This window comes from Streptomyces sp. NPDC032822, from assembly GCF_055578825.1.
This window is the reverse complement of the sequence record NZ_JBVIOL010000002.1, coordinates 146,865-160,699: the sequence shown is the minus strand read 5'-3', so window position 1 is coordinate 160,699 and position 13,835 is coordinate 146,865. Positions and strand designations below refer to the sequence as shown.

Sequence of the window (13,835 nt, the reverse complement as noted above, 5' to 3'; positions counted from 1 at the left end):
GCGTTCCCCTACCTCTCGCCCCGCTCGGCGACCGCGGCCAGCTCCGCGTTCGCCCGCTCGGCGACCAGGGCGAGGACCCGCCCCGCGGTCGCCAGGTCGGCCGCGGAGATGCCGGCGTAGATCCGCGCGGTGATCCTCCCGGTCTCGGCACTCGACTCCGCGTACAGCTTGCGTCCGGCGTCCGTGACGACCAGCCGCGGGCCCTCGGCCGCCACCAGCCGCCGGGAGATCAGGGCCTCCACGGTGCCGTGCGCCTCCGCCGCCGGGATCTTGAGGCTGTCGCAGATCTGCCGGACGACCTCGTCGCGCTCGACGGGGGTGTCGGCGACCGCGACCGGTCGCAGGGTCACTCCCTGCTGGAACGTGAGGTCGTGGCGGGTCAGCACGCTCTCCAGGACCGCGCGGGCGGCGTAGTGGGTCAGGCCGATGACACGGCTGTCCAAGGGGGGTGCGGTGATGGTCATGACTGCTCCTCTGTTCCGCGGTTCTCGGCCGCCTGCTCCGACAGATACATTACATGGCTACTATATCCATGGCTACTAAAACGGTCGGGGGCGAACGGCGATTCGTCGACCTGACGAGGCGGCCCGCACAGGGCTAGGTTGAGCGGCATGAGCAATCTTGATCGCGAGGCGGTTCCCGCTCTGTGCGGCGGCCGCGGCTTCGTGGTGGCCGAGCCCGTCCGGGAACTCCTCAGCCCGCGTCATGTCAGGCTCGGGGAGTCCACCGAGGTCCGCCGCCTGCTGCCCAACCTGGGCCGCCGCATGGTCGGCGCCTGGTGCTTCGTCGATCACTACGGCCCCGACGACATCGCCGACGAAGCCGGCATGCAGGTGCCGCCGCACCCCCACATGGGCCTGCAGACCGTGAGCTGGCTGCACCAGGGCGAGGTGCTGCACCGTGACTCCACCGGCAGCCTCCAGACGATCCGCCCGCGCGAGCTGGGCCTCATGACCTCCGGCCGGGCCATCAGCCACTCCGAGGAGAGCCCCCGCTCGCACGCCCCGTTCCTGCACGGCGCCCAGCTCTGGGTCGCCCTCCCGGACAGCGACCGCCACACCGACCCGCGCTTCGAACACCACGCGGAACTGCCGCTGGTTACGGCCCCGGGCCTGACGGCCACGCTCCTCCTCGGCGCCCTCGACGGCTCGGCCTCGCCCGGCACGACGTACACCCCGATCGTCGGCGCCGACCTCGCCCTCACCCGCGGCGCGGACGTACGCCTGCCGCTGGAACCCGACTTCGAGTACGCCGTGCTGTCCATGTCCGGCGAGGCGCACGTGGACGGGGTGCCGGTGCTGCCGGGCTCGATGCTCTACCTCGGCTGCGGCCGCACCGAACTCCCGCTGCGCGCCGAGTCGGACGCGGACCTGATGCTCCTGGGCGGTGAGCCCTTCGACGAGGAGCTCATCATGTTCTGGAACTGGATCGGACGGACCCAGGACGAGATCGTGCAGGCCCGCGAGGACTGGATGTCAGGGGTGCGATTCGGTGAGGTGAAGGGGTACGACGGCGCCCCGCTGCCCGCCCCGCGGTTGCCGGCGGTGCCGCTGAAGCCGCGGGGGAGGCTGCGCTGACCTGCGGGGAGGAGGCGCCACGGCTACGAGAACAGGGCGTCCAGATCGGGCTTCTTGTCGCCGAACAGGCCGTCCTGCTCGCCGAGTGAGGCCAGTTTCTCCAGGGAGGGCATGTCGATCTGCGGCGGCCAGCCGGGGAGGATGAGGTCCTTGAGGACGTCGCCGCTGATCTTGGTGTAGGCGGTGAGGATCTGGCGGGCCTCGTCCGGGTGGTCGGTGGCGTACCGCAGTGACTCGGTCATCGCCTCGACGAACCTCTTCACCAGGTCGGGGTTCTGCCGGGTGAGCTGCGTCGAGGTGAAGTACGTGGCGACGGTGAGCTTCGGGTCCGTCCCGGCGAACGGCGAGGCCACGACGCGGGCGCCCTGTGCCTTGGCGATCGTCTGCGCGGGCTCGCCCATCCAGGCGGCGTCCACCCGGCCCTGGTCCAGCGCGGCCGGCATCTGGTCGAACGGGATCTCCACGAACTTGACCTCGGACGGGTCGCCGCCGTCCTGGCGGACCGCCTCGCGCACCGTGGTGTCCCCGATGTTCTGCAGGGTGTTCACCGCGACCGTGTGTCCGGCGAGGTCCTTGGCCGACTTGATCGGGCTGGTCCTCTTGACGGACACGCCGGTGACGTCGGCCCCGACCTTGCCGTTGGAGGCCGCGCCGTTGACCACGGACTTGACCGGAACTCCCTTGACCTGGGCCAGCATCAGCGACGTCGTGTTGCTGAACCCGAACTGGAACTGGCCGCTCACCACGCCGGGGATGATGGCCGCGCCGCCCTGGGCGCTCACCATCTCCAGCTTGATGCCGCGACTCTCGAAGAACCCCTTCTTCTGCCCCAGGTAGAGCGGTGCCACGTCGACGATCGGGATGATGCCGACCTTGACCGTGGTGCCGCTGCTCCCGCCCGAGGACGGCGACCCGCTCGCTCCGGAGTCCGGAGAGCCGCAACCGGCCACGCCGGCAAGGGTGATGAGCAGTGCCGCAAGACCAGGAACGCACCTTCGCATGGGCCCCTCCGGATCGACAGCCCGCTGAAGTTGTGCAGTTAAATGACGGCCGCAATCTACACGCCAGGGTTCCCGCTGTCAGTACTCCGGACCGTGATCGAGGTCCCCGCGCCCGGCACACGCGCCCCGCGGAGAGCGGCGGCGGCGATATCCGGGCCTTTTCGCACACGCGGGCTTCGATTTCCTTCGGGCCGCCGAACGCGGGCAGGGCTTCCCTCGGTCTCGTGATATCGAGGACGGGTCGGCATTCCGCCGACCGGAACGCGGGAGGGAGATGAACGGACGGTTCAGCGCTGAGAAAGTGCCGGTTCCGGTGCGGGACTTCCGGTGGTGCTGGGTGGGGCGGACGCCAGGGTGGTGGGGTATCAGATGGCCATATTCCTCTTCCCCACCATCGCCATCGTCGTGTTCCACACCTCCGGCCTCTGGGTCGGCGTGCCGAATGCCGTGGGAACCGCCGCATACCCGTATTCGGTCTGTTCGCCGGGGTGTTGATGGACCGGCGGCGACGCGGACCCGCCATGGTGCTGTCGACCGTCGGCACCATGGCGGCGCTCGCCTGGATTCCCGCGGCCGACGCGCCGGGGGCGCTGGGCATGGCCGACCTGTGCGGGGCCGCCCTCGCCGCCGGCGCGTTCGGCGTCCTGACCCTCGGACTCACCTCGGGGACCGGTACGGCACTGGTGCCGACCGGGCTCACCGCACCGGTGGCGGTCGCGGTGCTGTACCGCTCGGGCCTGTGCTCCGTACGGGACCTCCCCGACGCCCCCGAGGAAGAGCCCGGCGTCGCGGCCTGAGACCGGTCGGCGGGGTCAGCCCTGCCGGACGCCGACCGCCTGCGTGACCGCCACCGAGGCCGCCAGCATCCCGGCGGCGACGCCCAGCAGTACGCCCGTGGACCCGAGCAGATCGGCCGAGTTCGAGGCGTTCTGCAGGTCGGAGAGGAGGATGTTGACCGGGGAGACGCCCTTGCCCAGCATCACGGTCAGCAGCAGTGCCAGGGCGACCACCAGTGCGTAGCCCTGTCGCCTGAAGACCAGCCGGGAGCAGACCAGGCCGATGCCGACGCCGGTGAAGGCACAGACGAGTTGGGCCTCGGTGCCGAGCACCAGGTCGGCGACGGTGAGCGTGTGGGAGCCGAACAGCAGCGGCAGCACCAGGCCGGCCGCGGCCAGCAGCAGGCACCACAGCAGGGCCGTACCGACCGAGCCGAGCAGTACCCGCAGCGCGCTGCCCGCGTTGACGACGACGATCGAGCGGTGCGGCCGGTCCTCCAGACCCACCAGCGCCATGGTCAGCCAGACGGAACAGACGAGGATGGCCCCGGCGGCCGATCCGTAGGTGGCGGCCAGCGGCCCGGAGTCGCTGCTGGTCAGTACGGCCAGCAGGCCGACGAACAGCAGCACCGGCGCGAGATGGCGCTGCGAGAGCAGCATCACCGTGAACAGGTAGCGGACCAGGGCGATCACAGGGCGGCCCTCCTGGTATCCGGGCGGGAACCGCGTCCGTGGGCGACCGCGGTGAGACCGGCCACCGACCAGTTGTGTCGCAGTGCCGTCAGCAGGACGACGTCCGAGTGCTCCCGCGCCACCCGCAGGACGATCGACGCCTCCCGGCGGGAGGCGTCGAGCACACCCGGCAGGGTGCACCAGTTCACCTCGATCGGCATGATGCCGGTGGCCGGCGCGGTCAGCTCCAGGTCGACGGCGCGCGCGGCCCCGGCGTGCCCACCGCCCCGCCAGGTGATCCGGCCGTCGGCGATGGCGTAGGCGCCGCCGGCCCGGGTCTCGGTGATCGCCTCCCGGTGGTCGGTGAAGACGACCGCGCCGCCGCGGTCGGCGACCTCGTCGATGAACTCGGCCAGGACGCTGTGCGCGGAGGTGTCCAGACCCGACCAGGGCTCGTCGAGGACCAGCAGATCGGGTTCGACGAGCAGGGCCTGGGCGACGGCCACCTTCTGGGCGTTGCCCTTGGACAGCGTGCGCAACGGCGAGTTGTGGCCGCCGACCAGGGACAGCCGGTCCAGGAGGCGCAGTCCGCGGGAGCGGGCCGCGGCACCCGACAGGCCGCGGATCCGCCCCATGTGGGTGAGGTAGGAGAGCGCCGAGAGGCGGTCGTGCGCGGTGAAGCGGTCCGGTACGTACCCGATGCGTGCCGGGCGGCCCGACACCGTCCCGGACGTGGGCTGCGAGAGCCCCACCAGGATTCTCAACAGGGTCGACTTCCCGGAGCCGTTGCCGCCCACGACGGCCAGGACGTCACCGCCCGAGACCTCCATGTCGACGCCGTCGAGGATCCAACGCCCTTTGCGGTAGCGCTTGCTGACCGCCTCGCACCGTAACAATCCGACTCCTCAATGTAATGTACACGCTCACGCTCCCACACTCAGGCACCGAGTCGCCGCCCACGTCAACACCCTTGTCTGCGAAGAGGTTCACAAGCCTGTCCAATCCCTCTTCCACCGGTGTGCCGTCAAGGGAACTGCAGGACAACCGGATTTGTTCTTCGCCGCCCTTTCCGTCATCGAAGTGCGACACCGGAGTCCACGGCACACCGAAGGAACGCGCCGACCGTTCGAGCAATTCGCCGTCGGCCGTGAACGGCACCGTGAGAACGGCGAAGAAGCCTCCTCCCGGGGGGTTCCCGGACGAGCTGGACGCCGGTGCCGAGCCGCTGCCGCAGCCGGGAGACGTAGGTGTAGAGCTGGGCGCTCACCGTCGCGGGGGGCCGCTGCCCCCACAACAGGGCCGTCAGGCGCTCGTCGGACAGGACACCGCCGCGGGCCAGCAGCAGCGCGGCGAGCAAGGTCCGCTGCTTACGGCCGGGGATCGGGATCTCCCGTCCCTCGGTACACACCCGCAGCGGTCCCAGGATGCCGAATTCCACTCTTTCTCCCACCCGTTGGTCGTGCGGGCCGGCCTCGCGGAGACGGCCGGCCATTGGCGGTCGCTCAGCGTAGGTCGCCCCGTGTCCCGGGAGCCCGGGACGGCCGACCCGATGCCGTCCTGGGAGCGGGACGGGACCGTGGTCCCGGGACTTGGGGACCGCACCGCTCCTACGCTGAGCCCCTGTTGATCCCTTGCAGCGAGAGGTCGTCCATGCCTCAGGACCAGGACGAGCGGCAGCACACGCCCCCGCCGGGCGACGACGAGGCCCGCCGGGCCAGGCTCGCCGCGCTGCGCGGCCGGGACGCCCGACGCGCGGGCCGCGCCAGGCGGCTGCGCACCGCCGCCACGATCGGCATCCCGCTGGCCGCCGCCGCGGTCGTCGCCTCCGTGGTGCTGAGCCTGCACGGCCGGTCCGCCGAGAAGACGACCGACGACTCCGGCGTCGACCCGACCCGCGCCAACGTCCGCGGCGAACAGGTCTACCAGGACCTGGAGCGGGGCCACGTCAGGCGGAGATCGAGCTGATGGAGTCCCTGGCCCGGCGGATCGCCACCGGGGACGGCGCACGGTCCGATGCGGCCGGTCGGACGGCCCCCGACGGCTGACCGGCGGTGTCGTACGCCATGGCCCCGGGCCGCTTCCCTGACTACGCTGCTGTGCGTCGGGGTCGTGGTCGGGAGCTGTGGTGCGGAGCAAGATCCTCGGGGTCGTCGTGGGCATGGCCGTCGTGGTCGTGCCCTTCGTCCTGATCACCCATCGCCTCACCACCACGGAGTCCACCACCGCGCTGAACCGGTTCAGCGCGGTGACGCTCGACGGCCACCGGGCGCTGAAACCCGGCATCGTCGCGGGGCGGACGCTGAGCCTGTACCACCCGCTGCCCTGGGTCGGCACCTCGCTGAAGGACATGTCCTGCCCGACCGCCCTGAAGGCCGTCGCCGGCACCACCCTCACCTGCCACGGCGTCCGCCCGAACGGCTCACGGATCACCGTCCCGGTTCAGGTCGTCACGGCGAGCGACGACTCCGTCACCTGGACGTTCGACCGCTAGGGCCCGGTCGCCGCACGCACCCCTGCCGGGCCCCGGGCACGCCCCGCCGCGCGCGGTGGCCGTGCCTCGGCCGAAAGGCCGAGACCCGAGGCCCCCGCCGACCCGGCCCCGGGCCGATCGGCCGATGCCCGGCCCCGGTCCCGCGTCGAAGAATGAGAGCGCAGCCGACGACCGCTCCGACCTGCTGACACTCCCGTACGGCACCGACGCCGTGGTGTCCCCGTCGCTCTCCACGCCGTGTCCGGCACCGGCCAGGCTGCACCTCCTTCCCGATCGGAGTCGCCGCCCTCATGACCGTTGCCGCCGTGCCGGCCCTCGCACCGGCGGAGGACGCCAGCGCGCCGGGCAGGCCGCCCTACCGCCGCGTCCGGGCGTTCGCGCGCCGCCACCGCGTCCCGCTCGCCACCCTGACGATGCTGCCGCTGTACCTGGTGTGGGCGGTGTTCCGCGCCAACGGCGGCGGTGACCTCGCCGCCCAGGACACCTGGGCGCGTTTCGCCGCCGAGCACGGCGGTTCGGCGTACGGACTGTTCTGGTTCGGCGGGGTCCACACCGTCAACTACAGCGTGCTCTCCCCGTACCTGATGGGGTTCTTCGGCGTGCGGACGATCGCCGTCGCCTCCGGGCTGGCCGCCGGCTGGCTGAGCGCGGTCCTGTTCGTCCGGTCCGGGATCCGCCGCCCGCTGGCACCGGCGCTGCTCGCCGCCCTGGGGTTGTGGGTCGACGTGGCGGCGGGGCGGGTCACCTTCGCCCTCGGTGTCGCCTTCGCGCTGGCGGCCTGTGTACCGCTGGTGGGGGAGCGGCGGTTCGCCACGGCCGCCGGGTACGCGCTGCTCGCGACGCTGGCGAGCCCGGTGGCCGGCCTGTTCCTGGTGGTGGCGGGCGCCGCGTACGCCCTGCTCCGGGACGGGCGACGGGCCGCCGCACTGACCCTCCCGCCGTTCGCGGTCGTGGGCGCGACCACCCTGCTCTTCCCCTTCCACGGCGAGGAACCGATGGCCGCGGGCCGCATTCTGTGGCCCGCCCTGCTCGGCGTGGCCGTGGCGCTGTGCGCGCCCCGCGGCTGGCGGGTGCTGCGACGCGCCGGGGCCGTGTACGCGGTCGGAGTCGTCCTGACCTATCTGGTCCCCTCGCCGATCGGAGCCAACGTCGAGCGGCTCGCGATGCTGTTCGGTCCCGCCGTGCTCCTCGCCGCGCTGCTCTCGGCGGAGCGCCGCCCCCGCCACGGACGGGCCGTCCTCGCCCTGGCACTCGCCGGGTCCTTGTTCTGGGTGGGGTCGGGCACACCCACCTCCTTCGTGCGCGGGACGGGGCGGCTCCCCGCGTGGGCGGCCGACACCCACGCGGTCGTCCGGGCCCTGGACCGGCTCGGCGCGGACCGCGGCCGCGTGGAGGTCGTGCCCGCCCACGACCACCGCGATGCCGCCCTGCTCGCCCCGCACGTCAACCTGGCGCGCGGCTGGAACACCCAGCTCGACGTCTCCCGCGGCCGTCTCTTCTACGACGGCACCCTCACCCCGGCCACCTACCGGGCCTGGCTGGACCACTGGGCGGTCGGCTTCGTGGTGCTGCCCGCGACCGAGCCCGACCGGTACGGGCAGGCCGAGGCGCGGCTGCTGCGCGGCCGGGTCGACTGGCTGGAACCGGCGTGGAGCGACGCTCACTGGAAGGTCTACCGGGTGCGCGACGCCGTACCGCTGGTGTCGGCCCCCGCCACCGTGGTCCGCACCTCGGAGGCCGAACTCGACCTGCGGATGCCGGCCGCCGGCTCGGTGACCGTACGGATCGCGTACTCGCCGTGGCTGCGCGTCGAAGGCGGTTGCCTGAGCGAGCGGGACGGGTTCACGCGGCTGACGGTCGGTGCCGCGGGCCTCTACCGGATCGGGTCGTCGTACCTTCCGACGTCCTCGCCGCCGGCCTCGGTGTCCTCCGGGTCGGGCGGCTGCTGATCCGTCAGCGCGGAGCCGGTCCGCTGCTCCCGCGGACCACGAGGTCGACCGGGACGAGCGACGCGGGCCGCGCGGGCCCGGCCGTCCTGTCGATCCGGTCGAGCAGGAGCCGCAGCGAACGGGTGCCGATCTCCGCGAAGTCGGTGCGCACGGTGGTCAGCGGTGGCAGCAGATGTGCGGCCTCCGGAATGTCGTCGTAGCCGACCACACTGACGTCGCCCGGCACGGACCGGCCGGCCTCGTGGAAGGCGTGCAGGACACCGAGGGCCATCTGGTCGTTGGACACGAACACCGCCGTGACGTCCACGCGCGCGGCCAGCCGCCGCCCCAGCTCGTACCCGGAGTCGGCGCTCCAGTCGCCGACCAGCGGCTCGGGGATCTCGGCGCCGAAGGCGCGCAGGGTCGACCGCCAGCTGTCCAGCCGGTGATCGGCGGAGGTCCAGCCCGTCGGTCCCGCGAGATGCCGGACGGTCGCGTGACCGAGCCCGAGGAGATGCTCGGTGGCCTTGCGGGCACCGACCCGGGAGTCACCGGTGACCAGCCCGGTGGCGTCGTCCAGGCCGTTCTCCAGCACCACCAGCGGGGTGTCCACACGGGTGTCGGCCAGCGCCCGGCCCACCCACAACTGCGGAGCGATGGCGATCACCCCGTCCGCGCCCTCCGCCGACAGCCGGTTCACGGCCTCGACGACCGTGTCGTGGTCGGCCGTGTCGAGGGCGATGGAGCTGACCAGGTAACCGGCCTCCTGAGCCGCCGTGTTGATCGCGGTGAGGATGGAGGCCGGGCCGTAGCGGGCGGCGTCGAAGGAGATCACCCCGAGCATCCGGGTCCGTCCGCTGGCCAGGGACCTGGCACTGCGGCTGGGCCGGTAGCCGAGCGTGCGCATGGCCACCAGGACACCCTCGCGGGTCTCCGGGCGGACGGAGGGGTGGTCGTTCAGCACGCGCGAGACGGTCTGCTTGGAGACACCGGCCAGCCGGGCCACGTCGTCCATCACGGGACGCGAGCCCGCGAAGTTCCGTCTGCTGCGCCCCTTCGGGACGGCCCCGTCGGCGGCGCTTGGGGTCATGGTGGCGGTTTCCTCGGCGTCGGTGCGGCGGTCCGGTCCCGCCCGGCTGGAGCACAGCATAGGCGGGCGGCCGGGAGGGCCCGGGTGCGCCGGGCCCTCGGGGATCTCCTGGTGAGGAGGGGCGGCTCAGCCGGCCCGGACGGACCGGGCGCGGGCGGTGACCCACTCGGCGCGCACGATCGCCGCCGTCTTCGCGGCACCGACCGCCTCCGCCGGTACGTACACGGGGGCGTCGGGGTGCAGGGGCAGCACCCGCAGCCGCAGACCCCGCGCGCGCAGCGCGTCGGCGGGCAGCCGGTCGAGGCCGATGTCCCACACCCGTCCGGAGAAGAACTGGTCGGCGACGAGCACGTCCCCCACGTACGCCCGCCCCACGTCACCGGTCCAGTGCAGGCGCAGCAGGGTGCCCGGCGGCAGGTCGTCCGGCACGTCGACGCGGTACTCGGCGGCGACCGCGTCGACGTCCTTGTCGGCGGGCGCGCTCGCCCGCCTCTGTACGCCGGTCGTGGTCACGGGCGCCGGTCCGGCGGGCCGGACCGGGGTGACCCGGGGCGGGTCCTCGCCGCCTCCGGGGGACGGGACCGCGTAACGGGTGAACACCCCGTCCGGCTCCGCGCTCACCGGTACGCCGTCCACCACCGGCGGGCGCTCCGGCGCGGGCAGCACCGCGAACGACCCCGGCGCCCCGGACCCGTGCAGCCGTACCTCGTCGTGGTCGAAGACGACACCGTCCGCGGACAGGACGAGCCGCTCGGCGCCCCAGGCCTCGCCCCGGTAGAGGGTCCGAGCGGTGCCCGCGTCCAGGACGAGCAGCCCCACCCGGCCTCCGTCCACCGTGTCCACCTCGACCAGGGCGTCGGTGCCGGGACGCAGACCGGTCACCAGCAGCCGGTCGCCGACCGGGGTGACGTCCCCGCCCGGCACGCTGACGGACGCCACCGAGGCCGCGTCCAGGGCGAGTTCGGGCGTGATCCCGTCGGTCGCGGCGAGCACCAGCACCGTACGGCCGGCCATGTCTACCGTGCACACCGGTTGGGCGGTCGCCCACTCCAGCCGCAGTCCCGCCACGTCGAGCCTGAGCGGCCAGCAGAAGTAGGCGCCGCGCGGCACGGTGACGGGGGTGCTCGGCAAGGTCAACTCGCCCGAACCGTCCGGGAACACGACCGTGAAGGCGGTGTCCGGGTGGTCCGGCAGCGGCTCGTGCGGCTGGTGGTTGTTGACGAACAGGAACCCGGACGCGCCGTCGCTCCGCACGGCCCAGCGCAGGGTGTCCCGGTCGCCCTGTCCGTCCGGCCGCCGCTCGGGCAGCACGGACGCCATGGGGGCGACGCGGTCGCCGAACTCCGCCAACAGCAGGTGCTGGAGCCGCAGTTCGTGGTAGGTCGGCCGGTACTGGCCGTACTCGCCGAGCGGTGCCTGGAAGTCGTACGTCAGGACCGGCAGGTCGTTGGGGTAGCCGGTGGCGTGGGACTCCTGGAGGGTGGTGAGTTCACCGGCCGGGTTGGTGCCGCCGTGGAACATGTAGAAGCCCTGCCATACCGAACCGCAGCCGATCTTGGTGAGGCCGAGGGCCCCGATGTCGTCCGGTTCGACCCGTGGCCGACGGTGGTACGACACCGCCATCCCGCCGCCCAACTCGCAGGTCGCCCAGGGAAATCGGTCCGCGAAGGCGTCCGGCGTGCCGCCGCGCACGGTGGTCGGCCGCAGGTCGGCGCCGATGCCCTCGTCGTCGCGCTGATGGGTGAAGAAGAAGTGCTTGCGGCAGGTGTCCGGCCAGCCGCCGTCCGCCTCGGTCCAGAAGGTCTCGGTGTAACCGCCGTACAGCGGAAGCAGTTCGTCGGGCGGGAGCCGGACGCCGCCCCAGGCGGTCGACGTCCACAGCGGGGCGCTCAGTCCGGCCCGCTGCGCCATCCGTTTCAGGGTGAGGAGGTGGCCGGGCTCGTCGTAGAGCTCGTTCTCGATCTGGATCGCCACGATCGGGCCGCCGTGCGCGCGGTCGAGGCCGCGCAACTGCTCGGCGATCGCCGTGAACCAGGCGTGGACGGCTTCGAGATAGGAGGGGTTGTCGGTGCGCGGGACGCAGTCGCGGGCCAGCAGCCAGTCGGGCAGACCGCCGCCCCGGACCTCCGCGTGCGACCAGGGGCCGATCCGCGGGACGAAGTCCAGACCGTGCCGGGCGCACAGTTCGGCGAAGCGGCGCAGGTCGCGGTCGCCGTCGAAGCGGACACGGCCCTCGATCTCCTCGTGGTGGATCCAGATGACGTAACTGGCGACCGCGGTCACCCCGCCCGCCTTCATCTTCAGCAGCTCCTCCTCCCACTCCCCGGCGGGGTAGCGGGAGTAGTGGAACTCACCGGAGACCGGGAACCAGGGACGGCCGCCGCGGGTCAGCCAACGGCTGGTGACCTCGATGGGATCGGGCACTCCGGGGGCGTCCGCGAAGGGCAGATGACCGGTGAGCGGCGGCCCGGCGGGGGTGGGGACGCGCAGCCGGTGCGGGTGGGCCATCAGTCGTTCTCCGGTCCGAGGTCGGGAGTGTCGGTGAGGTGGGCACGGGTGCCGGTGGTGGCGTGCAGCTCCAGCAGGACGAGGTCGTTGGCGCCCGGCCGCAGGACCGGGCCGGGGACGTACAGGGTGTGCTGCGGGCCGCGGTTCCAGTAGCGGCCGAGGGAGAAGCCGTTGACCCAGGCCTGGCCCTTCGTCCAGCCGGGCAGGGCGAGGAAGGTGTCGGCCGGGGTGGCCACGTCGAAGGTGCCCCGGTGGAAGGCGGGTACGGCGTCGGTGAGGGCATCGGAGGGCCCGAACGGCACGGCGTCCAGGTCGCCGAGGGGCACCGCCAGGCACTCCCAGCCGTGCAGCTCCGTGCCCTGGAACGACACCGGGCCCAGCAGGCCCTTGGGCGCCCCGATGCGCGGCCCGTAGTTGACCCCGCCCTGGTTCTCCACCAGCACTTCGAGGACGGCACCGGGCGCCGGCACCCGCACGGGCAGCGTCTCGTCGTGGCGTTCACGTTCCAGTACGCCGACGGAGGCGCCGTCCACGAAGACCTGGGCGCGGTCGCCGACGCCGCCCGGGAAGTGCAGCAGGCCGTCGCCCGAGCCGGGAACGGTGGTGCGGTACAGGACGTAACCGGTGGACACCCCGAGGCCGTTCGTCGTCACCGGGTCCTCGGCGCGCACGACGTCTTCCAGGGTGCGCAGATACGGCAGCAGCGGCGCCCGGCGGTCCAACTCGACCGCGGTCTGCGGGAGTTTGGGTCCCGGCGCCGGGGCCGGTTCGTCGGGGACCGGCGCGTGCCGGGCGATGACCTCACGGAACGCGTGGTACTTGGGGCCGGGGTCGCCGCTCTCGGTGAGCGGGGCGTCGTAGTCGTAGGACGTGATGGTGGGCTCGTAGGCGTGCTTGTGGTTGGCGCCGTTGGTGAAGCCGAAGTTGGTGCCGCCGTGGAACATGTAGATGTTGACGGAGGCGCCGGCGGACAGCAGCCGGTCCAGGTCGGCCGCCGCGTCGGCCGCCGACCGCGTGTGGTGGGGCCCGCCCCAGTAGTCGAACCAGCCGATCCAGAACTCCGCGCACATCAGCGGGCCTTCGGGCTGGTGCCTGCGCAGCGCGGCCAGGTTCTCCTCGACCCGGCTGCCGAAGGTCGCGGTGGCGAGGACGCCGGGCAGGCTCCCGGCGGTCAGGTGGTCGGCGCCCGCCTGGTCGCAGGTGAACAGCAGCTCCTCGACGCCCCGGGAGCGCAACGCCTGCTCGACGTGCTTGAGATACGCGGTGTCGTCGCCGTACGCCCCGTACTCGTTCTCCACCTGGACGGCTATCACCGGGCCGCCGTTGGCGGCGAGATGGGGCCGCAGCGGAGGCAGCAGCAGGTCGAGGTAGCGGTCGAGGGCGTCGGTGAACCGGGGGTCGCTGGTGCGCAGCCGGATGTCGGGGTCCGAGATCAGCCACGAGGGCAGCCCGCCGTCGTCCCATTCGGCGCAGATGTACGGCCCGGGCCGCAGCAGCACGTGCAACCCCTCCGCCTGCGCCAGCCGCAGGAAGCGGGGCAGGTCGAGCAGACCGTCGAGGACGAGGGTGCCGGGCTCCGGTTCGTGCAGGTTCCACGGCAGATACGTCTCGACGGTGTTGAGGCCCATCAGGCGTGCCTTGCGCAGCCGGTCGGTCCACTGGTCGGGGTGGACGCGGAAGTAGTGCAGGGCCCCGGAGATGATCCGGAACGGCTCGCCGTGCAGGAGGAAACCGTTGGACGTGGTCGTCAGAGCGGGCATGCGGGTGTGTCCCTTCGGTGGTGGGGTGCGGG

General features: G+C 72.6%; 13 protein-coding genes. 5 read left to right on the top strand and 8 right to left on the bottom strand.

Annotated elements, in window-relative coordinates:
• Positions 1–8 precede the first annotated feature (8 nt).
• The gene (locus ACZ5VD_RS06415) at positions 9–464 is read right to left on the bottom strand and encodes a MarR family transcriptional regulator (protein WP_468681132.1); all 456 of its coding nucleotides are present in this window, start codon (positions 462–464) and stop codon (positions 9–11) included.
• Between the two features lie 147 nt (positions 465–611).
• Between ACZ5VD_RS06415 and ACZ5VD_RS06410 the strand changes: the two genes are divergently transcribed.
• Entirely contained in the window at positions 612–1,577 is a 966-nt protein-coding gene (locus tag ACZ5VD_RS06410; RefSeq protein WP_468548540.1) for a pirin family protein, read from the top strand.
• A gap of 23 nt (positions 1,578–1,600) precedes the next feature.
• Here the strand turns inward: ACZ5VD_RS06410 and ACZ5VD_RS06405 are convergent, their stop codons facing one another.
• Positions 1,601–2,578, bottom strand: coding sequence for an ABC transporter substrate-binding protein (locus ACZ5VD_RS06405; RefSeq protein WP_468548541.1), 978 nt, complete (start codon positions 2,576–2,578; stop codon positions 1,601–1,603).
• Positions 2,579–3,099: 521 nt separating this feature from the next.
• Here ACZ5VD_RS06405 and ACZ5VD_RS06400 point away from each other — a divergent pair.
• Positions 3,100–3,375 (top strand): hypothetical protein, encoded by a 276-nt coding sequence (locus ACZ5VD_RS06400; RefSeq protein ID WP_468681130.1) that lies wholly within the window; start codon positions 3,100–3,102, stop codon positions 3,373–3,375.
• A 15-nt stretch (positions 3,376–3,390) separates the two neighbouring features.
• Here the strand turns inward: ACZ5VD_RS06400 and ACZ5VD_RS06395 are convergent, their stop codons facing one another.
• From ACZ5VD_RS06395 to ACZ5VD_RS06385, 3 genes are all read right to left on the bottom strand, one after another.
• A complete protein-coding gene (locus ACZ5VD_RS06395; RefSeq protein WP_468681128.1) occupies positions 3,391–4,047 on the bottom strand; it encodes a hypothetical protein in 657 nt (218 codons plus the stop codon).
• Positions 4,044–4,922 (bottom strand): ATP-binding cassette domain-containing protein, encoded by an 879-nt coding sequence (locus ACZ5VD_RS06390; protein WP_468681126.1) that lies wholly within the window; start codon positions 4,920–4,922, stop codon positions 4,044–4,046. The genes ACZ5VD_RS06395 and ACZ5VD_RS06390 overlap by 4 nt, the downstream gene beginning before the upstream one ends.
• Before the next feature lie 176 nt (positions 4,923–5,098).
• Entirely contained in the window at positions 5,099–5,464 is a 366-nt protein-coding gene (locus tag ACZ5VD_RS06385; protein WP_468548545.1) for an AfsR/SARP family transcriptional regulator, read from the bottom strand.
• A 212-nt stretch (positions 5,465–5,676) separates the two neighbouring features.
• Here ACZ5VD_RS06385 and ACZ5VD_RS06380 point away from each other — a divergent pair, with 212 nt between their 5' ends.
• The 3 genes from ACZ5VD_RS06380 to ACZ5VD_RS06370 all read left to right on the top strand — a co-directional run bounded on the left by ACZ5VD_RS06380 (position 5,677) and on the right by ACZ5VD_RS06370 (position 8,466).
• A complete protein-coding gene (locus ACZ5VD_RS06380; RefSeq protein WP_468548546.1) occupies positions 5,677–5,991 on the top strand; it encodes a hypothetical protein in 315 nt (104 codons plus the stop codon).
• Between the two features lie 160 nt (positions 5,992–6,151).
• Positions 6,152–6,517, top strand: coding sequence for a hypothetical protein (locus tag ACZ5VD_RS06375; protein ID WP_468548547.1), 366 nt, complete (start codon positions 6,152–6,154; stop codon positions 6,515–6,517).
• Between the two features lie 290 nt (positions 6,518–6,807).
• The gene (locus ACZ5VD_RS06370) at positions 6,808–8,466 is read left to right on the top strand and encodes a hypothetical protein (protein ID WP_468548548.1); all 1,659 of its coding nucleotides are present in this window, start codon (positions 6,808–6,810) and stop codon (positions 8,464–8,466) included.
• Between the two features lie 4 nt (positions 8,467–8,470).
• Here ACZ5VD_RS06370 and ACZ5VD_RS06365 read toward each other — a convergent pair whose 3' ends face one another.
• The 3 genes from ACZ5VD_RS06365 to ACZ5VD_RS06355 all read right to left on the bottom strand — a co-directional run bounded on the left by ACZ5VD_RS06365 (position 8,471) and on the right by ACZ5VD_RS06355 (position 13,803).
• On the bottom strand, positions 8,471–9,535 hold the full coding sequence (locus ACZ5VD_RS06365) for a LacI family DNA-binding transcriptional regulator (protein WP_468548549.1): 1,065 nt from the start codon (positions 9,533–9,535) through the stop codon (positions 8,471–8,473).
• Positions 9,536–9,661: 126 nt separating this feature from the next.
• Complete coding sequence (locus ACZ5VD_RS06360; RefSeq protein WP_468681124.1) at positions 9,662–12,043, bottom strand: beta-galactosidase; 2,382 nt, start codon at positions 12,041–12,043, stop codon at positions 9,662–9,664.
• The gene (locus ACZ5VD_RS06355; protein WP_468548551.1) at positions 12,043–13,803 is read right to left on the bottom strand and encodes a beta-galactosidase; all 1,761 of its coding nucleotides are present in this window, start codon (positions 13,801–13,803) and stop codon (positions 12,043–12,045) included. Before ACZ5VD_RS06355 ends, ACZ5VD_RS06360 begins: the two co-directional genes overlap by 1 nt.
• Positions 13,804–13,835: the final 32 nt, after the last annotated feature.